Consider the following 23,515-nt stretch of genomic DNA (forward strand, 5'->3'; position numbering starts at 1 on the left):
ACTATTGAGTTTTTAGAATAATAACTAAAGTTACAAATAAAATCCTTTGGTTGAATAGTTTTTAAGATTAGAAAAAATGTGTATATTTGCACCGTTATAAGAAGAAAAAACTAAAAATGAGGGGACATAAAGTCCCCTCTTTTCATACTAAAGAATGTTAAAAGAGAAGGTTAATAGTTTGTTACAAGAAGTGCTTGATGAAGATCAATCGCTATTTCTTATCTCTAAGGAAATTACCGCGGGAAACAAGATTGTGATTGTGATTGATGGTGATAATGGAGTTACATTAAGTGACTGCATGAAGGTAAGTCGTAACATAGAACACAACCTAGACAGAGAGGAAGAAGATTTTTCTTTAGAAGTATATTCTTCTGGAGTTTCAGAAGGAATTACCCATATTCGTCAATACAAGAAAAATATGGAAAGAAAATTGGAAGTAACTACAACAGGCGACAAAAAAGTAGAAGGTACATTGGTTGCTGTTGATGATGAGAAAATAAAGTTGCAATGGGAAGCGCGCGAGCCAAAACCCATTGGAAAAGGTAAAGTAACGGTTCAAAAAGAACAAGAAATACCTTATACAGATATAGTAAAAGCTAAAGTTATGGTAACATTTTAATTAAAGACATGTCATGGAGAATCTAGCATTGATTGAGTCGTTTTCGGAATTTAAAGACGACAAGCTAATAGATCGTGTAACACTAATGGCGATCTTAGAAGATGTTTTTAGAAATGCACTAAAAAAGAAATTTGGATCAGATGATAATTTTGATATCATTATAAATCCTGATAAAGGAGATTTAGAAATTTGGAGAAACAGAATTGTAGTTGCTGACGGAGAAGTAGAAGAGCCGAATCAAGAAATTGAATTAACAGCAGCACGAAAAATTGAACCAGATTTTGAAGTTGGAGAAGATGTATCTGAAGAAGTAAAATTAATTGACTTAGGGAGAAGAGCGATCTTAGCATTACGTCAAAATTTAATTTCAAAAATACACGAACACGACAACACAACGATCTACAAGCATTTCAAAGATTTAGTAGGCGATATTTACACAGCTGAAGTACATCACATACGTCACAGAGCAGTAATATTATTGGACGATGATGGAAATGAGATTGTATTGCCAAAAGAAAATCAAATCCCTTCAGATTTCTTCCGTAAAGGAGAAAATGTGCGAGGAATTATTGATAAAGTAGAGCTGAAAGGAAACAAGCCTATGATTGTCATGTCGAGAACGGCACCAGAATTCTTGGAAAAATTATTTGAACAAGAAATTCCTGAAGTTTTTGACGGATTAATTACGGTAAAAAAAGTAGTAAGAATACCAGGTGAAAAAGCAAAAGTAGCCGTTGATTCTTATGATGATAGAATTGATCCCGTTGGAGCATGTGTGGGAATGAAAGGTTCTCGTATTCACGGAATCGTGAGAGAATTAGGAAACGAAAATATAGATGTAATCAATTACACAACAAACTTACAACTATATATAACGCGTGCCTTAAGCCCAGCAAGAGTAAGTTCATTAAAAATTAATGAAGAAACAAAGCGTGTTGAAGTATTCTTAAAACCAGAAGAAGTTTCAAAAGCAATTGGAAAGGGCGGATTTAACATTCGATTAGCAGGACAACTCACAGGATACGAAATAGATGTATATCGTGAAGGTGTTGAAGAAGATGTTGAATTAACAGAATTCTCTGATGAAATTGAAGCTTGGGTAATTGAAGCATTTAAGAAAATTGGTTTAGACACTGCAAGAAGCGTATTAGAGCAAGAATTAGACTTCCTTGTAAAGCAAACTGACTTAGAGGAGGAAACTGTTGGAGAAGTAATACGAATACTAAAAGAAGAATTTGAAGATTGATAAAAAAGCAATTTTTTATATAAAAGAGGGTAAAATTTAAAATAGCTTATGGCTGAACAGAACAAAATAAGGCTTAGTAAAGTACTACGCGAATTAAATATTTCTATCGATAGAGCGGTGGACTTCTTGACGCAGAAAGGACATTCTGTGGAAAAAAGACCTACGACAAAAATATCGCAAGAAGTATACAATGTGCTGCTTGATGGTTTTCAGACCGACAAGAGCAAAAAAGTGGCTTCTAAAGAGCTTGGAGAAGAGAAAAGGAAGGAGAAAGAAGCACTAAGAGAGCAGCTTGTAAAAGAGCAGGAAGAAGCGCAACGAATCAAAGAAGAGCGAGAAAAAGTAGTTCGTGCAAAAGCAAACTTATCTGGACCGAAAACGATTGGAAAAATAGATCTAAACCCTCAAAAAGACACATCGAAATCGGAAAAGAAACAAGTTGCTAAAGCACCTGAAGTGCCTGCCAAAGCAGCTGAAAAAGCGCCAAAGCAAAAAGCGCCAAAAGCAGTAGAAAAACCAAAAGTGTCTAAAAAAGAAGACGCGCCAGTAAAAACTGAAAGCGCAAAACCAACAGCTTCTAATAGACCTACGTTTTCTAAACCGAAACAAGTTCAAAAAGTGGAGCCAAAAGCTAAAACAGCGGATAAGCCTGCTGCTGCAGAAGCTAAAACGGAAGAAGCTACTGAGCCTGAAAAAAAGACAATAGAAACAAAATATCAAAAACTTTCTGGTCCAAAAATGACAGGTCAAAAAATTGACTTGACACAATTTAATAAAGCCAAAAAGAAAAAAGAAGATAGTAAAAAAGAATCCGAAGCAGATAAGAGAAAGAAGCGTAAGCGTATTTCAAAAACTGGTTCAGGAGGAAATAACCGTTCTAATGCTGGAAATAATAGAGGTCCAGCAAGTAGAGGTTCTGGAGGAAATCGTGGTGGAAACAACCGTCGCGGACCTGTACGTAAAGCTCCTGTAGCTAAAGTTGAGCCAACAGAAGAAGAAGTGCAAAAACAAGTGCGTGAAACACTTGAAAAACTTCAAGGAAAAAGTAGTAAATCTCGAGGATCTAAGCATCGTAGAGATAAAAGAGATGTCCGTAGACAAAAAACTGAAGAGAATTTAGAACAACAAGAAGCAGAAAGCAAAGTATTAAAAGCAACAGAATTTGTAACTGTTGGTGAACTTGCTACGATGATGGATGTTGGAATTAACGAAATTATCTCTAAATGTATGATGTTGGGAATCATGGTTACCATGAACCAGCGTTTAGATGCAGACACATTATCTATTGTTGCAGAAGAATTTGGATTTACAGTAGACTTTGTTGCTGCTGATATTGAAGAAGCAGTACAAGAAGAAGAAGATGCGCCAGAAGATTTAAAACCTAGAGCGCCAATTGTAACGGTAATGGGACACGTAGATCACGGTAAAACTTCTTTACTAGATTACATTCGTGAAGAAAATGTAATTGCAGGAGAATCTGGAGGAATTACGCAACATATTGGAGCATACGCAGTAAGCTTAGAAGGTGGACAACGAATCACATTCTTAGATACACCAGGTCACGAAGCCTTTACGGCAATGCGTGCGCGTGGTGCGCAAGTAACAGATATCGCAATTATTGTAATTGCGGCGGATGATGATGTAATGCCACAAACAAAAGAAGCAATCAGTCACGCACAAGCGGCTGGAGTTCCTATTGTATTTGCGATTAACAAAATAGATAGACAAGCAGCAAATCCTGAAAAAATTAAGGAAAAACTAGCAGCCATGAACCTTTTGGTAGAAGATTGGGGAGGAAAAATTCAATCGCACGATATCTCTGCTAAAACAGGATTAGGTGTTGCTGAATTGTTAGAAAAAGTATTGCTAGAAGCTGAATTGCTAGAATTAAAAGCAAATCCTGATAAAAACGCTGTTGGAACAGTTGTAGAAGCATTCCTTGACAAAGGTCGTGGATATGTTTCAACAATTCTTGTTCAAAATGGTACATTAAAAATCGGAGATTATCTACTTGCTGGAAAGCAAAGTGGTAAAATCAAAGCAATGTATGATGAGCGTGGTAAAAAAGTAGAAATTGCAAATCCTTCAACACCAATATCAATTCTTGGTTTAGATGGAGCGCCACAAGCAGGTGATAAATTCAATGTATTTGAAGACGAAAAAGATGCAAAAGATATTGCAGCAAAACGTACACAATTACTTCGAGAGCAATCTGTTCGTACGACACGTAGAACAACGTTGAAAGATATTGGTCGAAGAATCAAAATTGGAGATTTCAAAGAATTAAACATTATCCTAAAAGGAGATGTGGATGGTTCTGTGGAAGCCTTAACGGATTCGTTCCAAAAACTATCTACGGAAGAAATAGAAGTAAAAATCATTCACAAAGGAGTTGGAGCAATCACAGAAAGTGATGTGTTACTAGCAAGTGCTTCTGATGCGATTATTATCGGATTTAACGTGCGACCTGCAGGAAATGCAAGAACGGTAGCAGATAAAGAAGAAATCGATATCCGTACGTATTCAATCATCTATGATGCTATCAACGATGTGAAAGATGCAATGGAAGGATTACTATCGCCAGTAATGAAAGAAGAAATCACTGGTAATGCTGAAATTAGAGAAACATTCAAAATCTCTAAAATTGGTACAATTGCCGGATGTATGGTAACCGATGGTAAAATCTTTAGAAACTCTAACATTCGATTAATTCGTGATGGAGTTGTTATCCATACTGGAGAATTATCTTCTTTAAAACGTTTCAAAGATGACGCAAAAGAAGTGAGCAAAGGATACGATTGTGGATTGCAAGTGAAGAATTACAATGATATCATTGAAGGTGATATTATAGAAGCTTTCCAAGAAGTAGCTGTAAAGAAAAAGTTGAAATAGACTTTAGTTATATAATACAAATAAAAAAGGATCGCAATTTGCGATCCTTTTTTTATGTCAACTGATTTTTTTCAGAACTTGTTATACCAATTATCACTTAAAATGCACCTAATAATTTGTTTCTATTGTGCCCATACTTCGACTCCGCTCAGCACAGGTATTTCAATATAAAATAAAACCGTAACGATGCTATGCTTTGATTTTCTATATTATCTGTACATACTATAATTAAAATTATTTTAGGCTCCTTTTAAATAATAATTGGTATTATTTCTTCTTTTTTGGAGGAATAAAAACAAAGGCGTTTGGAAATGTTTCTTTAACTTCTGCTAAATAACGATCTGCTTCTAAACTAGTTCTAAAATTTCCTACCCAAACTTTATAATTTGGTGTTTCAAACTTGATGCTCGCATGAATATCACTATACTTATATTCGAATCTTGACTTTGTGCGTTGTGCATTTTTAAGATTTCCATTAAAGATTTGAATCTTAAAACGGGTGTCGTTATCTGTTTCTTGGTTAATTTCTTTCTGATATGTAAGTAATTTATCAATTTTCGGGTCTTTTGAAATATTAATTTCTCCTTGTTGCGCATTGGCAACTCCCGAATAAAAAAAAGCCGATATGGCTAAAATAGCAATCTTTTCTATAGCTAAAAATCTCATAATGAATACAATTTTATACAAATGTAAAATATACAAACGAACTTTTAGTGAGAAATGTTATTTAGAATTACTATAAATTGCAAATTAACAGTTCACTAACATTTCTCAAATAAAACGCTATTTGTATTTTTGCTCAAATTTGGAATAAGCATGAACATCTAAGTTTAAAATATACTTAGAAAAAACCATGCCAAATTAAGAAGATATTAAAATATGAAAAAGGTGAATCGCCGTAATTCAATTTCAGGAATTTTAGGAATCGCGCTAGCGCTAATGCTAGCATTTTCAACTTCTCTTTTTGCACAAGATGATGCTGCAATAAAAGAAGGTGAGAATTTATTCAATGCTAATTGTGCAGCTTGTCATAAACTAGACGCCAAATCAACAGGACCAGCGCTAAGAGGAGTGGAAGCTCGCTTAGAGGAGAATGAAGGTTTAGATAGAGAGTGGTTGTATAAATGGATTAAAAACAGTTCTGCTTTAATCAAATCAGGAGATCCATACGCTGTAAAAACGTATGAGGCAAATAACAGAAGTGTTATGACTGCCTTTCCTCAGTTGAGTAACAAGCAAATTGATGATATCTTAGCGTATACAGCTCAAGAGAAAGTTGTAGTTACTACACCATTGGACCCTACTGCACCTTCGGATGGAGGTAATGGAGGTTTTTCAAATCAAATGGTGCTTTGGGCATTAATCGTATTATTCGGTTTACTAGCCTTAGGATTATTCTTAGTAAACAAAACACTTCACAAATTTGCAGTAGCAAACGGATCGTTGATTGAAAAAGATACTAAAGGAGGAACGCCAATTTGGAAAGCATTCGCTCAAAACCAATTCTTAGTAATTGTAACGTCGATTATTTTCTTATTAGGTTCTGCGTACTTTGCATACGGATATCTAATGCAAGTTGGAATCGATCAAGGATATCAGCCAATTCAGCCAATTCACTTCTCACACAAAATTCACGCAGGAGATAACAAAATAGAATGTAAATACTGTCACTCGTCAGCGAGAGTAAGTAAGCATTCAGGGATTCCTTCATTAAATATTTGTATGAACTGTCATAAAAATATTGCTGAAGTTGCTCCAGAAGTACTAGCGGAAGGTCTGAAAATTGGAGTTGATTACAACAAAGAAATTCAGAAAATATATGAAGCTACAGGTTGGGTTGCAGAAAAGCAAGATTATGTAAATAAACCGAAACCAGTAAAATGGATTCGTATTCATAACTTACCAGATTTTGTATACTTCAATCACTCGCAACACGTTTCGGTAGCTGGAGTTCAGTGTCAAACATGTCACGGCGAAATACAAGAAATGGAGATTGTTGAGCAACATGCACCATTAACAATGGGTTGGTGTATCAATTGTCACAGAGAAACAGATGTGAATTTCAGAGGAAGTGCTTACTACGATAAGATTCACGAGCAATTAAAAGAAAAATATGGTGTTGAAACATTCAAAGCGTCTCAAATGGGAGCGTTAGAATGTGGAAAATGTCACTATTAATATTAATAATTAAGAAGCTAATTTTATATATATAATATGGCATCAAACAAGAAATACTGGAAAAGTGTTGAGGAGTTAAATGAGAATAGCTCCATTGTTGAGACGCTTAGACAGAATGAGTTTGTAGAAGAAGTTCCCGTAGATGAATTCTTGGGAGACAAAGAGATGTTAGAGTCTTCTTCAACTTCTCGTAGAGACTTTCTTAAATATGTTGGTTTTAGTACAGCCGCTGCTACATTTGCAGCCTGTGAAGGACCCGTAATTAAATCGATTCCTTATGTAGTGCAACCAGAAAATATTATTCCTGGAGTTGCAGATTACTACGCAACAACTATTGCAGATGGATACGATTTTGCAAGTATCTTAATTAAAACAAGAGAAGGTCGTCCAATCAAAGTTGAAAACAACACTGACGCTGCTGTAAAAGGAAGTGCAAATGCAAGAGTTCATGCATCTGTATTATCTTTATATGATAGTATGCGTATAAAGCAACCAAAAATTGATGGTGCTGATGTTGATTGGAAAGAATTTGATGGCGAAATCACACAACGATTGCGTACAGTTAGAGATTCAGGAAAGCAATTGGTAGTACTTACGCAAACTTTTGCAAGTCCTTCAACGGCTAAACTAATCAGCGAATTCAAAGCGCAGTTCGGAAATGTAACACATGTAGTATATGATGCAATATCAGAATCTACTGCTTTAGATGCATTTCAAGCAGCATATGGCGAACGAGCATTAGCTGATTACGATTTCTCGAAAGCTGAAGTAATTGTATCTGTCGGAGCTGATATCTTAGGAGATTGGCAAGGTGGAGGATATGATGACGGATATGCTAAAGGAAGAATTCCTGCTGGAAAGCAAGGGCGTAAAAAAATGTCAAGACACATTCAATTTGAGTCTAACATGTCACTTTCTGGAGCAAATGCTGATAAGCGCGTACCATTATCGCCTTCTGATCAAAAAGTTGCGTTAGCAAAAATATACGCAGGAGTTACTGGAAACAGTGTTTCTGGTAGAAAACTATCTGACAAAGTTGAAGATGCAATTAATAAAGCAGTTGCTCAATTAAACAAAGCTGGTTCAAAAGCAGTTGTCGTATCTGGAATCAATGATGTAGATGCACAAAGCCTAGTATTGGCAATCAATGAGCATTTGAATAGCGAAGTGGTTGATTCAACTGCACCGCGTAAAATCCGTCAAGGAAATGATAAAGCCGTAGCAAAACTAATTAGCGATATGAAAGCTGGTACTGTTGGCGGAATTATCATGGCTGGAGTAAATCCAGTATATACATTGCCAAATGGTGATGAGTTTGCGGAAAACTTAAAGAAATTAGACTTTGCTGTTACTTTTTCTATGAAAGAAGATGAAACGGCATCACATACAAAATATGTTGCTGCAACTCCACATTACTTAGAATCTTGGGGAGATGTAGAAATGAAAAAAGGTCATTACAGCGTAATGCAACCTACAATTCGTCCATTATTTAATACAAGACAATTTCAAGATGCTATATTAAAGTGGACAGGTAACGAAAAAACATACTACGAGTATATCAAGGAAATTTGGTCTACTAACATTTTAGGACTTGGCACTTCGTGGAACAAAGCAATTCATGATGGTGTGTACAAGACTAGCATGACTATTGGTTTGGCAGAAGAAGCAAGCGAAGCTATTGAAAATTCTGAGGCTGTTGAAGGTGAAGAAGAAGTTGTTGCAACGCAAACTACAGATGCTGGTTCACAAGCTAGAAAATTAGCAGGAACAAAAGCGGCTTCAGGAATGGAGTTGGTTCTATATGCTAAAACTGGAATGGGAGATGGACAACAAGCAAACAATCCTTGGTTACAAGAATTTCCAGATCCAATAACAAGAGCTTCTTGGGATAATTATTTAACAGTTTCTCAAGCAGATGCAGATGCAAAAGAGTTGAAAAACTGGAATGTTGCAAATGGCGGATTAAACGGAAGTTATGTAAATCTTACTGTAAATGGACAGGTTATTGAAAATGTACCTGTAATCATTCAGCCAGGACAAGCAAAAGGAACTGTTGGTTTAGCTTTAGGTTACGGTAAAAAAGCCGGAATCAAAGAAGAAATGCAAACTGGTGTAAACGCTTATAGAGTTTATGGCAACTTCAACGCGGCTCAAACCGTTTCAATTGAAGCTGTTGGCGGCGAACATGAATTTGCTTGTGTTCAGTTGCAAAATACCTTAATGGGTAGAGGCGACATTATAAAAGATACAACACTAGAGATATTTAATACGCGCGATAAAAATCAGTACGGAGATTTTACCTTCAACGAGAAGCCAAAAGTGTCCAAAAATCATGAAATGATTGATGCCACTTCTCCAGAGGCGGATATGTGGGCTGAATTTGATCGTTCCGTCGGACATCACTTTAACTTAGCTATTGACTTAAACGCTTGTACAGGTTGTGGCGCATGTGTAATTGCATGTCACGCTGAAAACAATGTGCCAGTCGTTGGTAAAACTGAAGTTAGAAGAAGTAGAGATATGCACTGGTTGCGTATTGACAGATACTATTCTTCGGAAGAAACCTTTAATGAAGATACGGAAGCTAAAGATAATTTCAGTGGATTAGGTATTGGAGATTATATGTTTGGCGACGGAGAAGGAGATGGATCACTTTCTGGATTTGCTAGATTGGAAGATCCAGCGGAAAATCCGCAAGTAGCTTTTCAACCTGTAATGTGTCAGCATTGTAATCACGCACCATGTGAAACAGTATGTCCAGTAGCAGCAACATCTCACGGTAGACAAGGTCAAAATCATATGGCATATAACCGTTGTGTTGGTACGCGTTACTGTGCAAATAACTGTCCTTACAAAGTACGTCGATTCAACTGGTTCCTATACAATAAGAATGATGAGTTTGATTACTATATGAATGATGACTTAGGTCGAATGGTATTAAATCCAGATGTAGTTGTTCGTTCACGAGGTGTAATGGAAAAATGTTCTATGTGTATTCAAAAAACACAAAAAACAATCCTTGATGCTAAACGTGATGGAAGACAAATTAAAGATGGAGAATTCCAAACGGCTTGTTCTGCGGCATGTAGTTCAGGAGCAATGACATTCGGTGATATCAACGATAAGGAAAGCAAAGTGGCTGAATTATTTGAAGATGATCGTATGTATCATTTGTTAGAGCATGTAGGAACGAAGCCAAACGTACAATATCACGTGAAGGTTCGAAATACAAAAGAAGCATAAAAAAGAATTAATAAGAAACAATTATAAACGTATTATGGCGTCGCACTACGAAGCACCTATAAGAAAACCCTTAGTAACGGGAGACAAATCATATCATGACGTAACTCTTGATATAGCAGCTCCAGTAGAAGGAAGAGCAAATAAGCAATGGTGGATAGTATTCTCAATTGCTTTGATGGCATTCCTTTGGGGAATTGGATGTATCATCTATACAATATCTACTGGTATAGGAGTTTGGGGTCTTAACAAAACCGTTGGTTGGGCTTGGGACATTACGAACTTCGTTTGGTGGGTTGGTATTGGTCACGCAGGAACCTTAATTTCTGCTGTACTATTACTATTCCGTCAAAAATGGAGAATGGCAATTAACCGTTCTGCGGAAGCAATGACCATTTTCTCAGTAGTACAAGCGGGATTATTCCCAATTATTCACATGGGACGTCCGTGGTTGGCATATTGGGTATTACCAATTCCAAACCAATTTGGATCACTATGGGTAAACTTTAATTCACCTTTACTTTGGGATGTATTTGCAATCTCAACATACTTATCAGTATCATTAGTATTCTGGTGGACAGGATTACTTCCTGATTTTGCTATGATTAGAGATAGAGCTGTAAAACCTTTCCAAAAGAAAATATACAGTTTAGTAAGTTTCGGTTGGAGTGGACGCGCTAAAGATTGGCAACGTTTTGAAGAAGTATCATTGGTATTAGCAGGTTTAGCAACACCATTAGTACTTTCTGTACATACAATTGTATCCTTTGACTTTGCTACGTCTGTAATTCCAGGATGGCATACAACAATCTTTCCACCATATTTTGTGGCAGGAGCGGTTTTCTCTGGGTTTGCAATGGTAAATACACTATTAATTATCATGCGTAAAGTGTGTAATATGGAAGACTATATTACAGTACAACACATCGAATTAATGAACATTGTAATTATGATTACAGGTTCTATAGTTGGTTGCGCATATATAACAGAATTATTCATAGCTTGGTATTCTGGAGTTGAATACGAACAATATGCATTCTTAAATAGGGCAACAGGACCAAAATGGTGGGCATATTGGGCAATGATGACATGTAATGTGTTCTCTCCACAATTTATGTGGTCTAAAAAATTAAGAACAAGTATCATGTTCTCATTTATAATCTCCATTGTCGTAAACATTGGAATGTGGTTTGAGCGTTTTGTGATTATTGTAACTTCTCTCGAAAGAGATTACTTGCCATCATCATGGTCGTCATTCTCTCCAACATTTGTTGACATAGGGATATTTATAGGTACGATTGGATTCTTCTTTGTATTGTTCTTGTTATATGCTCGGACATTCCCTGTAATTGCACAGGCAGAAGTAAAATCAATCTTGAAATCATCAGGGGAAAAATATAAAAAACTAAGAGACGGTAACCATGAGTAGCAAAGTAATACAAGCAATGTATACCGATGACGATGTGCTAATGGCAGCAGTCAAAAGAGTACGTCAAGAAAATCATCATATCGAAGAAGTGTTTACACCATTTCCGGTACACGGACTAGATAAGGCTATGGGACTTGCGCCTACGCGACTTGCCATTACATCATTTATGTACGGATGTGTTGGGTTGACTGTAGCAATCGTAATGATGAATTATATCATGATACAAGATTGGCCACAAAACATTGGTGGAAAACCAAGTTTTAGTTTCATAGAAAATATGCCAGCATTCGTTCCAATTATGTTCGAACTTACGGTATTCTTTGCAGCGCATTTAATGGTAATCACATTCTATTTAAGAAGTAGATTATGGCCATTTAAAGAAGCTGAGAACCCTGATCCAAGAACAACGGACGATCACTTCTTAATGGAAGTATCTGTTCATGGAGATGAAGAAGCACTAAAAGCACTGTTATTAGAAACAGGAGCTACCGAAATTAAAGTCACTGAAAAAAAGCATTAATAAGAATTATGAAAAGCCTTATAAAAATAGGAGTCGTTTTTGGAGCAGCATTGCTGATGACTTCATGCTTTAACAAATCACAGCCAAACTACCAATATTTTCCAAATATGTACGAGCCTGTGGGATATGAAACTTACCAAGAAGTTAATGGCGTTCCTTATGGAGGATATGCAGAAAACAACATGGAAGCACAAATTCCTGCCGAAGGAAGTATAAAAAGAGGTTGGTTTCCATATGAGTATGATAATACCAATGAAGGATACGAAGCTGCAAAAGCAGAATTGATGAATCCATTAGAAGCGACTGAAGAAAATCTTGCAAAAGGTGATGAGTTGTACGGAATCTACTGTGCTGTATGTCACGGTAACAAAGGAGACGGACAAGGAACTTTAGTAAAGCGTGAAAAATTCTTAGGGATTCCTAAATACAATGATCCAGGAAGAGCGATCACAGAAGGAAGTATTTACCATGTAATTATGTATGGTAGAAACAGCATGGGATCACACGCAAGTCAATTAAGTATAGAAGAACGCTGGCAAGTGGTACAACATGTATTAAAATTGAAAGCAGAATTAAAATAGACCAATAACGATATAGAATTATATACAATGTATACGTTTTCAAATAGATTAAGACTTTTTGCAATTATTTCCTTCGTACTTGGGGTTATCATGGTAGGCTATAGCCTTGCCGCTGTCCCAGATACTGTAGAAGAAATGAAAGCAATGGAAGCTGCTCACGGCGGTCACGGCGCAGAACATGCTAATGACGCTAAAACAGCAACTCACGACGATCACAAACCTGATGCTGCACACGCAACAATGGATCATCAAGTTGAAAAAGCACACGATGATGCACATGCTTCCGCAGAAAGTCACGGAGCAGAAGCTGGTCATCACGATTCAGCAAAGCATGACGAACACAAATTGCAACAATTGCAAAACAAGCCTTGGGCAGCAATATATGTTGCAGCTTTCTTCTTTATGATGATATCACTTGGAGTACTCGCATTCTATGCGATACAACGTGTATCACAAGCAGGTTGGTCTCCAGTATTATTCAGAGTAATGGAAGGAATTACTGCGTATATCATTCCAGGAACAATAAGTATCATAATATTAATCATATTATGTATGCCTAGCTTACACTTAAACCATCTATTTCATTGGATGGATCCAAATCTTGTAACTGTAGGACATGAAGATTTTGACAAATTAACTTATGGTAAAAAAGCTTGGTTAAATGTGCCTTGGTTCATTATCAGAGCATTTATATATAGTGCAATTTGGATTGGATATCGTCAAATATCTCGTCGTTTATCATTACGTCAAGACGAATCAAACGATAACAGCAACTTCAAGAAGAATTTCAGACTATCAGCAATGTTCCTAGTATTATTCTTAATCTCGGAATCTATAATGTCTTGGGATTGGATCATGTCTTTCGATCATCACTGGTATAGTACGCTATTCGGATGGTACGTATTCGCAAGTATGTTTGTATCAGGAATCACAGTAATTGCTTTAGTTACCATATATCTTAAATCAAGAGGATACTTAGAATATGTAAACGATAGCCACTTACATGATTTAGCAAAATTTATGTTCGGACTTTGTATTTTCTGGACATACTTATGGTTCTCTCAATTTATGTTAATCTGGTATTCAAACATTCCAGAAGAAGTAACATACTTTATCACAAGAATTGAAGATTACAATTTGCCATTCTTTGGAATGCTTGCATTAAACCTAATATTTCCAATATTAATCTTAATGAATAGTGATTACAAGAGACTTAATTGGATCATTGTAATTGCAGGAATCGTGATCTTATTTGGTCACTACATAGATGTATTCAATATGGTAATGCCAGCAACAGTTGGTCCACATTGGTCACTAGGAGTTCCTGAATTAGGAGCAGTATTATTATTCTTAGGATTATTCATCTTTGTTGTGTTTACAACACTAACAAAAGCACCATTATTGGCAAAAAGAAATCCGTTTATTGAAGAAAGTAAACAATTTCATTATTAATTAATTTCAAAACAGTATAAAATAAGATGACTACTGGTTTACTAACAATTATAGTACTTATCCTAATTGCAATCGCAATATGGCAGCTGACGAAGATATTTGACTTATCACAAGCGAAAGCAGATACTAGTCAAGTTGCAAATGACAAGGATAACAATATCAATGGATACCTCATGATGGGATTCTTGATGTTCATATACATTATCACAATCGTATGTTTTGTAAAATGGGGCGATTTACCATTAGTTAGCAATTCCGCTTCTGAACATGGAGATAGTGTAGATACATTAATGATCATATCAATGATATTGATCTTCTTTGTGCAAACACTAACACAAGGATTACTTCACTACTTTGCCTACAAATACAGAGGGAAAAAAGGAAGAAAAGCATTGTATTATGCAGATAATGATAAACTTGAATTTATTTGGACAATCATTCCAGTAATAACATTAGCAGGTTTAATTCTTTATGGATTATTTACTTGGAATGAAATCATGGATGTAAACATGGATGATGATCCAATTGTAGTTGAATTATACGCACAACAATTTAACTGGAAAGCTAGATATGCTGGAGAAGACAACGTACTAGGAAAAGCAAATGTTCGTTTAATTGACTTAGGAGATAATCCAAACATATTAGGTTTAGATAGAGAAGACAAATACGCACAAGATGATGTAATTACACAAGTATTACACTTGCCTGTTGGTAAAAAAGTAGTATTCAAAATGCGTTCGCAAGACGTATTACACTCTGCATACATGCCACACTTTAGAATGCAGATGAACTGTGTTCCAGGGCAAACTACTGAGTTCGCAATGAAGCCATCAAAAACGACGGAAGAAATGCGCGAAACACCTCAAATTATTAACAAGGTGAAGCGTATCAATGATATCAGAGCAGGAAAAAGTCAAAAATTACTAGCTGCGGGAGAAGAAGCATTAGCACCTTACGAATTTGATTTTCTTTTACTGTGTAATAAAATATGTGGTGAATCTCACTACAACATGCAAATGAAAGTTATCGTAGAAAGTCAAGAAGAGTACGATGCGTGGATCGCAGAACAAGCAACTTTCGGAGCAAAGAAATAAGTAAACAAAATAATTAAAAGATATAATATATAGATATGTCAGCAACAGCAGTACACGCAAAAGATCACGGAGACGATCACGGACATCATCATAAAGAAACTTTCATGACTAAATACATCTTTAGTCAAGATCACAAAATGATTGCAAAGCAGTACCTAATTACAGGTACTATTATGGGAGTCATTGGAGTCATGATGTCTATATTTTTCCGTATGCAAATTGCATGGCCAAAAGAATCGTTCACAATCTTTGAAATATTCTTAGGAAACTGGGCACCAGATGGTGTATTAAGCGCAGATAAGTACTTAGCATTAGTAACCATTCACGGAACTATCATGGTATTCTTCGTACTAACGGCAGGATTAAGTGGTACGTTTAGTAACTTGCTAATTCCATTGCAAATTGGAGCACGTGATATGGCTTCTGGATTCTTAAATATGATTTCATATTGGTTATTCTTCATCTCAAGTGTAATCATGGTTCTATCTTTATTTGTTGAAGGTGGAGCAGCATCAGCAGGTTGGACAATCTATCCGCCATTAAGTGCATTGCCACAAGCAATCTCTGGTTCAGGAATGGGAATGACGCTCTGGTTAGTATCGATGGCAATATTCATTGCATCATCATTGCTAGGTTCACTAAACTATATAGTAACGGTAATCAACCTTAGAACAAAAGGAATGTCTATGACAAGATTGCCACTAACAATTTGGGCATTCTTTGTAACTGCCATCATTGGTGTAGTTTCGTTCCCAGTATTACTATCAGCAGCATTACTATTAATATTTGACAGAAGTTTTGGAACATCGTTCTATCTATCAGACATATTCATACAAGGTGAAGTATTACACTATCAAGGTGGATCGCCCGTATTATTTGAACACTTATTTTGGTTCTTAGGACATCCAGAAGTATACATTGTATTACTTCCGGCATTAGGTATAACCTCAGAAGTCATCGCTACCAACTCTCGAAAACCAATCTTTGGATATCGAGCTATGGTTGCGTCTATCTTAGCAATTGCATTTTTATCAACAATTGTTTGGGGACACCATATGTTTATCTCAGGAATGAATCCATTCTTAGGATCTGTATTTACATTTACGACACTATTAATTGCAATACCTTCAGCGGTAAAAGCATTTAACTATATTACAACACTCTGGAAAGGGAATTTGCAGTTAAATCCAGCGATGTTATTCTCTATCGGATTAGTATCAACGTTCATAACTGGTGGTTTAACAGGAATTATTTTAGGAGACAGTACACTAGATATTAACGTGCACGATACATACTTTGTAGTAGCGCATTTCCACCTAGTAATGGGAATATCTGCACTCTACGGAATGTTTGCAGGAATATATCATTGGTTCCCTAAAATGTTTGGAAGAATGTTGAACAAAAACTTAGGATATGTACACTTTTGGGTAACAGCAGTCTGTGCGTACGGAGTATTCTTCCCAATGCACTTTATCGGAATGGCAGGATTACCAAGACGTTACTATACAAACTCTGAATTTCCATTATTTGATGACTTAGCAGATGTAAACGTAATAATTACATTATTTGCAATCGTTGGTGGAGTGTTTCAGTTAGTATTCTTATACAACTTCTTTAGTAGTATTTTCTTTGGAAAGAAAGCACCGCGAAACCCGTGGAGATCAAACACATTAGAATGGACAACTCCTGTAGAACACATGCACGGAAACTGGCCAGGAGAAATTCCTCATGTTCACCGTTGGGCATACGATTACAGCAAACCAGGTCATGATGATGACTTTGTTCCGCAAAACGTTCCAATGAAAGACGGAGAAGAAGAAATGCATCACTAAAATCTCCATGAAAATGCAGATCTCATGAAAACGGAGATCTAAGGAAAACGAAAATCTCAAAAATAACAACACATACAAAGAGTCGCTTTAAAATCTAAAGCGACTCTTTTCTTTTAAAGAATTTACAAATCTGTACAATACTGTCCTTGTTTAGGTCCGCTACTAAACACACAATAATCATTATAAGCATCTATACAATGGCAATAAGTTGGACATATGACATCACAAACAAAAGGAGGTCTTCTTCCTCCATTAATTTCCTGTTGTGATTTCTTTGATAGCGATTTAACACCATCTAACTTTAGAATGTTTTTTAACATAATTAAATAATTTTTTGGTTATACGTAATATAATAGTACATTTAGTATAAGATAATTCAAAATATATCCTGTTAATTGTGAGATAATTATCAATATCTAATTACATAATGATTCAAAAAGCAACTTTGCTTAAATCATGCCTTTATAAGCTTTTTCTCTTATCTTTGTTTTAATGAATGATAACTTAGACCCAACAAATGAGAACTTTTCTTCAGAAGAATTAGATGTTGAAAAGGCATTACGACCGCTTTCCTTTGAAGACTTTACAGGACAAGAGCAAGTATTAGAAAATCTCAAAATATTTGTGCAGGCGGCAAACCTACGTGATGAAGCACTCGATCACACACTTTTTCATGGACCTCCAGGATTAGGAAAAACGACACTTGCACATATTCTAGCGAATGAATTGGGCGCAAGCATAAAAGTAACCTCCGGACCAGTATTAGACAAACCAGGAGATTTAGCAGGTTTACTTACGAATCTAGATGAACGAGATGTATTATTCATAGATGAAATACACAGACTCAGTCCAATTGTAGAAGAATATCTTTACTCCGCAATGGAAGATTACAAAATTGATATCATGATTGAATCTGGACCAAATGCCAGAACGGTTCAAATCAATCTCAATCCATTCACACTCATAGGCGCAACAACGCGATCAGGATTACTAACTGCGCCAATGCGCGCACGTTTCGGAATTGCAAGCCGATTACAATACTACTCAACAGAATTACTTTCCACCATCGTACAACGAAGTGCGCAAATAATGGATGTACCAATAAGTATGGAGGCAGCTATTGAAATTGCAGGAAGAAGTCGTGGAACGCCACGTATTGCTAATGCTTTATTGCGTAGAGTGCGTGACTTTGCACAAATAAAAGGAAACGGAACTATTGATATTGCAATTGCGAAATTCAGTCTAAAAGCACTAAACGTAGACGCATATGGTTTGGATGAAATGGATAACAGAATTTTAGCTACCATCATAGACAAATTTAAAGGCGGACCCGTTGGAATTTCAACCATTGCAACGGCAGTTTCTGAAAGTGGCGAAACCATTGAAGAAGTCTACGAACCATTTCTCATTCAGCAAGGATTCATTCTCAGAACACCAAGAGGAAGAGAAGTCACAGAATTAGCATACAAACATTTAGGTAGAATAAAAGGAACAACACAAGGCGGACTTTTTTAGAAATTTTAAATTATAAATGTTGAATTTTAAATTTAAAAGTATTTCCATTAAATAAAGAATATAGAACGAAAAGTTAAAAGTTGAAAGTGAAAAAAAATTGATGAAGTAAAAGTCAAGCAAATCAACAAAATAACAAAATAACCAGCAACCAATGTACAAATACCCAAACAAAATCTCATTCTTCAAGTTGTTGTTAAAATCGTCTACAATCACACGAAATCCAATTCCATTTCATAAAGAAGGTTTTGATAAGCATGGCGATTCATTTGCGATTACGCCGCCGTTTGGGAAAACAATTATGTTAACGCGTGATGCGGAAATAATAAAATACATGCTCCGAAAAAATCATCGGAACTATAACAAATCGAAAATACAGACAAAATACCTTTCAAAATACGTTGGGAAAGGGTTACTAACGGCAAGTGGCGATTATTGGTTAAAACAACGAAGACTCATTCAGCCAGCATTTCATAAAGAAAAACTGCAAAAATTAGTTTCCATAATGGAAGTCGAAATTGGCAAACAGCTTCAAGCCATTAAAGAAGATAAAAAAGTAGACGTATATCCAATCATGAACGAATTGGCGTTTCATGTCGTAGCAAAATCATTATTCAATTACTCTTCGGACGATACTACAATGCATCGTTTGCAAGAAATTATTGAAAAACTACAAGACTTTATCATCAGAGAAATTCGTCAGCCACACAAAAAATGGTGGTATCAAGTCAGCGGATTAACTGCAAAACACATGATGTTAGTTCAAGAAAGTCGCGATATCATTAATAAGGTCATTGACGAACGTCGTCTATCTGATAAAGAACATGACGATTTATTAGATATGTTGCTCAAAGCAAAATACGAAGAAGATGGAACTTCGATGACCAACGAACAATTAATTGACGAAATCCTAATCTTCTTTGTGGCAGGACACGAAACTACGGCGAATGCGCTGACGTTTACATTTCATCTCATCGCAAAAAATACTGAAGTATTGCAGAAAGTAATCACAGAAGTTGATGCGATTGATGATAACTTGCCGCCGATGGAAAAATTGGCAAAACTCAACTACGTAAAAATGTGCGTAGAAGAAACGTTGCGTTTATATCCGCCAGCGTGGATTACGGACAGAGTTGCCATAGAAGATGATTCTTTCGAAGAGTACAACATTGAAAAAGGAACAATGATCGGAATTTCGTTTTACGAATTACACCGAAACGAAAAATACTGGAAAAACCCGAATGATTTTGTACCAGAACGGTTCTCGGAAGAAAATAGAAAAGAAACCGCAGGACATTACTTTCCGTTTGGCGCAGGACCAAGAATGTGTATCGGAAACGGTTTTGCACTCTATGAAATGATGTTGTCGGTTTGTGCGATGTTGAAAAAATATCATATCGAAACAGATCAATCAGAAGTGAAAATTGCGCCATTAATCACACTAAAACCAATTGATGTAACTTTAAAATTCACAAAACGAACTTCTTGAATTCAGCACAAAAACATACGGAACTCATCAAAGCAGAAGCAAAACGCTTAGGGTTTTTATCGTGTGGAATCTCCAAAGCAGGATTTTTAGAGGAAGAAGCACCACGATTAGAAACTTGGTTAAACAAGAATATGCACGGCGAAATGCAGTACATGGAAAATCACTTTGACAAGCGATTAGATCCAACGAAATTGGTAGAAGATTCAAAATCAGTAATTTCGTTATTATTGAATTACTTTCCATCGGAAACACAAAAAGATCCAGCAGCGCCAAAAATATCTAAATACGCATACGGAACCGATTATCACTTTATCATAAAAGACAAATTAAAACACTTACTAAACTTCATTCAAGAAGAAATTGGAGAAGTTTCAGGAAGAGCATTTGTAGATTCTGCACCTGTATTAGACAAAGCTTGGGCAGCAAAAAGTGGACTCGGTTGGATTGGAAAACACAGCAATCTGCTCACGCAACAAGTAGGTTCATTCTATTTTATTGCTGAATTAATTATAGATTTAGATCTCGAATACGATTCGCCAGTAACCGATCACTGTGGAAGTTGCACAGCGTGTATTGACGCGTGTCCAACGCAAGCAATCGTAGATCCGTATGTAGTTGACGGAAGCAAATGTATCTCGTATTTTACCATCGAACTAAAAAATGAAATTCCAACACACGTACAAGGACACTTTGACGATTGGGTATTTGGTTGCGATATTTGCCAAGATGTGTGTCCGTGGAATAAATTCTCAAAACCACACAACGAACCCTTATTCAATCCACATCCAGAATTGTTGTCGATGAGTAAAAAAGAGTGGGAAGAAATCACACAAGAAGTTTTTAATGAACTCTTTAAAAAATCTGCTGTAAAGCGTACAAAATACACAGGATTAGTACGAAATATTAAGTTTTTGAAGACAGAGTAGAACTGTGATTCCAAGGCTTTTCGTTAAATAATACTAAAGAAACCATATTAAATTTTTTCTTTCACGTACATACAATTAAATTAGCAAGTTCATATTGCCTATAATTTCACAACCAGCTATAGGCGATGAAACCCAAGAATATGAGTAACCAAGAACGTCTAAGAAGAGAAGCACTTATTTATCACGCGAAGCCGCGACCGGGGAAAATAAAAGTGGTTCCTACCAAAAGATATAGTACCCAACGCGATTTATCTTTAGCCTATTCTCCAGGAGTTGCAGAACCATGTTTAGAAATAGCAAAAGACAAAAAAAATGTCTATAAATATACCGCCAAAGGAAACTTAGTCGCTGTAATCTCTAATGGAACGGCAGTTTTAGGCTTAGGCGATATTGGTCCTGAAGCTTCAAAACCTGTCATGGAAGGAAAAGGATTGCTCTTCAAAATATTTGCAGATATTGATGTGTTTGATATTGAGGTTGATACGAAAGATGTAGAAAAATTCATTGAAACGGTCAAAAATATAGCACCAACGTTTGGCGGAATCAACCTAGAAGATATCAAAGCTCCAGAAGCGTTTGAAATCGAGCGTAGACTCGTAGAAGAATTGGACATTCCAGTCATGCATGACGATCAACACGGAACGGCAATTATCTCGTCGGCGGCATTAATCAATGCGTTGGAAATAACAGGTAAAAAAATTGAAGACATACGTATTGCGGTATCTGGAGCAGGTTCAGCAGCAATATCTTGTATGAACTTATATGTTACGCTTGGCGCGAAATTGGAAAACATTGCAATGTTTGATGCAGATGGTTTATTACATATTGGACGAACTGACTTATCGCCGATGCAAGCGCGTTTTAGAACGTCAAAACACTATGATTCGTTAGCTGACGCGATGAAAGGAGCCGATGTTTTCTTAGGGCTTTCTGTCGGAAACATTGTGTCGCAAGACATGTTACGTTCTATGGCAGATTCGCCAATAGTATTTGCAATGGCAAATCCGACACCTGAAATCTCGTATGAAGAAGCAATCGCTTCCAGAAAAGATATCATTATGGCAACAGGACGATCAGATCATCCAAATCAAGTAAACAATGTACTTGGATTTCCGTTCATATTTCGTGGAGCATTAGATGTTAGAGCAACAAAAATTAACGAAGCAATGAAAATGGCTGCGGTAAATGCATTAGCAGCACTCGCAAAAGAGCCAGTGCCAGAGCAAGTAAACATTGCATACGGAGAAACCAAACTCACCTTTGGAAAAGAGTACATTATTCCAAAACCATTTGATCCAAGACTTATTGGAAGAATTCCGCCAGCAGTTGCAAGAGCAGCAATGGATTCAGGAGTTGCCACAGAACCAATTGAAGATTGGGTCAAATACGAAGACGAACTTTTGCAACGTTTAGGATCGGACAATAAAATTATTCGATTACTGCATAACAGAGCCAAAACGAATCCGAAACGGATCGTATTTGCGGAAGCAGATCATTTAGATGTATTAAAAGCTGCACAATATGTATATGATGAAGGAATTGCAATTCCGATTCTCTTAGGGAACGAAAAAATAATTCGTGAACTTCGAGAAGAGCTTGAATTTGATGGTGATGTACAAATTATTGATCCGAAAAAAAGCGATCAAAAAGCAAAAAGAAAACAGTACGCAGAAATTTATTGGAAATCAAGAAAGCGAAAAGGAGTTTCTATGCTTGATGCAAAAAGTAGAATGCGAGAACGCAACTACTTTGCAGCAATGATGGTAAATGAAGGTGATGCTGACGGATTAATTTCAGGATATTCCAGAAGTTATCCAGCAGTAGTAAAACCGATGTTAGAACTTATTGGAACGGCAAAAGGTGTGCAAAAAATAGCGACCACAAATTTAATGATTACAGAGCGCGGACCCATTTTCTTGTCAGATACCTCTATTAATATTGATCCGTCTGCACGAGAATTGGCAAAAATTGTACAAATGACTGCGTTAACGGTAAAAATGTTCGGTTTAAAACCAAACATTGCAATGTTGTCCTATTCAAACTTTGGCTCATCTAATCATGAAAAAGTGAAAAAAGTGGATGATGCTGTTGATTATTTACACAGATATCACCCAGATATTACTGTTGATGGCGCTTTACAATCCGATTTTGCATTAAACAAAGAAATGCTTGCAGAAAAATTTCCATTTTCAAAATTAGCAGGAAAAGAAGTTAATACGTTGATATTTCCAAACTTAGACGCAGCAAACATTACGTACAAACTCATGAAAGAGTTAAACAAAGCGGATTCTATTGGTCCTATTATGTTGGGAATGAGCAAACCAGTTCACATTTTACAACTTGGTGCTAGTGTTGATGAAATGATAAATATGGCGGCTGTTGTTGTAGTAGATGCACAGGAAAAAGGAAAGTTGCAACAACGAAAAGAAGAAATATAAACCAAAGAAGTATACTGTATTAGTATATTAAAGGCACAAATGGTTAAATAAATGTGAATAAATTTAT

At 36.2% G+C, this 23,515-nt stretch carries 16 protein-coding genes; 15 read left to right on the forward strand and 1 reads right to left on the reverse strand.

Going from position 1 to position 23,515, the window contains the following annotated elements:
- Positions 1-154: 154 nt before the first annotated feature.
- The 3 genes from rimP to infB are packed head-to-tail and all read left to right on the forward strand — an operon-like array spanning position 155 to position 4,757.
- Positions 155-619 carry a ribosome assembly cofactor RimP gene (rimP, locus tag IMCC3317_RS17200; RefSeq protein ID WP_160130721.1) on the forward strand — a complete coding sequence of 155 codons (465 nt, stop codon included), beginning with the start codon at positions 155-157 and terminating at the stop codon, positions 617-619.
- Between the two features lie 13 nt (positions 620-632).
- Complete coding sequence (gene nusA, locus IMCC3317_RS17205; RefSeq protein ID WP_160130722.1) at positions 633-1,865, forward strand: transcription termination factor NusA; 1,233 nt, start codon at positions 633-635, stop codon at positions 1,863-1,865.
- Positions 1,866-1,913: 48 nt separating this feature from the next.
- Entirely contained in the window at positions 1,914-4,757 is a 2,844-nt protein-coding gene (gene infB / locus IMCC3317_RS17210) for a translation initiation factor IF-2 (RefSeq protein ID WP_160130723.1), read from the forward strand.
- 267 nt (positions 4,758-5,024) lie between these two features.
- Here infB and IMCC3317_RS17215 read toward each other — a convergent pair whose 3' ends face one another.
- Entirely contained in the window at positions 5,025-5,423 is a 399-nt protein-coding gene (locus IMCC3317_RS17215; protein WP_160130724.1) for an SPOR domain-containing protein, read from the reverse strand.
- Positions 5,424-5,636: 213 nt separating this feature from the next.
- Here IMCC3317_RS17215 and IMCC3317_RS17220 point away from each other — a divergent pair, with 213 nt between their 5' ends.
- The 12 genes from IMCC3317_RS17220 to IMCC3317_RS17275 all read left to right on the forward strand — a co-directional run bounded on the left by IMCC3317_RS17220 (position 5,637) and on the right by IMCC3317_RS17275 (position 23,448).
- Positions 5,637-6,935 carry a cytochrome c3 family protein gene (locus tag IMCC3317_RS17220; protein ID WP_160130725.1) on the forward strand — a complete coding sequence of 433 codons (1,299 nt, stop codon included), beginning with the start codon at positions 5,637-5,639 and terminating at the stop codon, positions 6,933-6,935.
- A 36-nt stretch (positions 6,936-6,971) separates the two neighbouring features.
- Positions 6,972-10,178, forward strand: a complete 3,207-nt coding sequence (locus IMCC3317_RS17225; RefSeq protein WP_160130726.1) for a TAT-variant-translocated molybdopterin oxidoreductase — start codon at positions 6,972-6,974, stop codon at positions 10,176-10,178.
- A gap of 34 nt (positions 10,179-10,212) precedes the next feature.
- Positions 10,213-11,604 (forward strand): NrfD/PsrC family molybdoenzyme membrane anchor subunit, encoded by a 1,392-nt coding sequence (gene nrfD / locus IMCC3317_RS17230; RefSeq protein ID WP_160130727.1) that lies wholly within the window; start codon positions 10,213-10,215, stop codon positions 11,602-11,604.
- Entirely contained in the window at positions 11,597-12,124 is a 528-nt protein-coding gene (locus IMCC3317_RS17235; protein ID WP_160130728.1) for a DUF3341 domain-containing protein, read from the forward strand. Before nrfD ends, IMCC3317_RS17235 begins: the two co-directional genes overlap by 8 nt.
- Before the next feature lie 8 nt (positions 12,125-12,132).
- Positions 12,133-12,705: a c-type cytochrome gene (locus tag IMCC3317_RS17240; RefSeq protein WP_160130729.1), complete on the forward strand. Its 573-nt coding sequence runs from the start codon at positions 12,133-12,135 to the stop codon at positions 12,703-12,705.
- A 27-nt stretch (positions 12,706-12,732) separates the two neighbouring features.
- Positions 12,733-14,157 carry a quinol:cytochrome C oxidoreductase gene (locus tag IMCC3317_RS17245; protein WP_160130730.1) on the forward strand — a complete coding sequence of 475 codons (1,425 nt, stop codon included), beginning with the start codon at positions 12,733-12,735 and terminating at the stop codon, positions 14,155-14,157.
- A 26-nt stretch (positions 14,158-14,183) separates the two neighbouring features.
- Positions 14,184-15,251, forward strand: coding sequence for a cytochrome c oxidase subunit II (locus IMCC3317_RS17250; protein WP_160130731.1), 1,068 nt, complete (start codon positions 14,184-14,186; stop codon positions 15,249-15,251).
- 35 nt (positions 15,252-15,286) lie between these two features.
- The gene (locus IMCC3317_RS17255; RefSeq protein WP_160130732.1) at positions 15,287-17,083 is read left to right on the forward strand and encodes a cytochrome c oxidase subunit I; all 1,797 of its coding nucleotides are present in this window, start codon (positions 15,287-15,289) and stop codon (positions 17,081-17,083) included.
- A 492-nt stretch (positions 17,084-17,575) separates the two neighbouring features.
- Complete coding sequence (gene ruvB, locus IMCC3317_RS17260; protein ID WP_160130733.1) at positions 17,576-18,598, forward strand: Holliday junction branch migration DNA helicase RuvB; 1,023 nt, start codon at positions 17,576-17,578, stop codon at positions 18,596-18,598.
- 151 nt (positions 18,599-18,749) lie between these two features.
- Positions 18,750-20,084, forward strand: a complete 1,335-nt coding sequence (locus IMCC3317_RS17265; RefSeq protein WP_160130734.1) for a cytochrome P450 — start codon at positions 18,750-18,752, stop codon at positions 20,082-20,084.
- Positions 20,081-21,010: a tRNA epoxyqueuosine(34) reductase QueG gene (queG, locus tag IMCC3317_RS17270; RefSeq protein ID WP_160130735.1), complete on the forward strand. Its 930-nt coding sequence runs from the start codon at positions 20,081-20,083 to the stop codon at positions 21,008-21,010. The genes IMCC3317_RS17265 and queG overlap by 4 nt, the downstream gene beginning before the upstream one ends.
- Before the next feature lie 140 nt (positions 21,011-21,150).
- Positions 21,151-23,448 carry an NADP-dependent malic enzyme gene (locus tag IMCC3317_RS17275; RefSeq protein ID WP_160130736.1) on the forward strand — a complete coding sequence of 766 codons (2,298 nt, stop codon included), beginning with the start codon at positions 21,151-21,153 and terminating at the stop codon, positions 23,446-23,448.
- Positions 23,449-23,515 lie beyond the last annotated feature (67 nt).

It is taken from the genome of Kordia antarctica (assembly GCF_009901525.1).
Classification (GTDB): Bacteria; Bacteroidota; Bacteroidia; order Flavobacteriales; family Flavobacteriaceae; genus Kordia; species Kordia antarctica.

Coding starts and splice junctions, on each gene's coding strand:
- IMCC3317_RS17215 (WP_160130724.1), bottom strand. CDS start 5,423: ATGAGATTTTTAGCTATAGAAAAGATTGCTATTTTAGCCATATCGGCT.
- nrfD (WP_160130727.1), top strand. CDS start 10,213: ATGGCGTCGCACTACGAAGCACCTATAAGAAAACCCTTAGTAACGGGA.
- infB (WP_160130723.1), top strand. CDS start 1,914: ATGGCTGAACAGAACAAAATAAGGCTTAGTAAAGTACTACGCGAATTA.
- IMCC3317_RS17240 (WP_160130729.1), top strand. CDS start 12,133: ATGAAAAGCCTTATAAAAATAGGAGTCGTTTTTGGAGCAGCATTGCTG.
- IMCC3317_RS17275 (WP_160130736.1), top strand. CDS start 21,151: ATGAGTAACCAAGAACGTCTAAGAAGAGAAGCACTTATTTATCACGCG.
- ruvB (WP_160130733.1), top strand. CDS start 17,576: ATGAATGATAACTTAGACCCAACAAATGAGAACTTTTCTTCAGAAGAA.
- nusA (WP_160130722.1), top strand. CDS start 633: ATGGAGAATCTAGCATTGATTGAGTCGTTTTCGGAATTTAAAGACGAC.
- IMCC3317_RS17255 (WP_160130732.1), top strand. CDS start 15,287: ATGTCAGCAACAGCAGTACACGCAAAAGATCACGGAGACGATCACGGA.
- IMCC3317_RS17250 (WP_160130731.1), top strand. CDS start 14,184: ATGACTACTGGTTTACTAACAATTATAGTACTTATCCTAATTGCAATC.
- IMCC3317_RS17235 (WP_160130728.1), top strand. CDS start 11,597: ATGAGTAGCAAAGTAATACAAGCAATGTATACCGATGACGATGTGCTA.
- IMCC3317_RS17220 (WP_160130725.1), top strand. CDS start 5,637: ATGAAAAAGGTGAATCGCCGTAATTCAATTTCAGGAATTTTAGGAATC.
- IMCC3317_RS17225 (WP_160130726.1), top strand. CDS start 6,972: ATGGCATCAAACAAGAAATACTGGAAAAGTGTTGAGGAGTTAAATGAG.
- IMCC3317_RS17265 (WP_160130734.1), top strand. CDS start 18,750: ATGTACAAATACCCAAACAAAATCTCATTCTTCAAGTTGTTGTTAAAA.
- IMCC3317_RS17245 (WP_160130730.1), top strand. CDS start 12,733: ATGTATACGTTTTCAAATAGATTAAGACTTTTTGCAATTATTTCCTTC.
- rimP (WP_160130721.1), top strand. CDS start 155: ATGTTAAAAGAGAAGGTTAATAGTTTGTTACAAGAAGTGCTTGATGAA.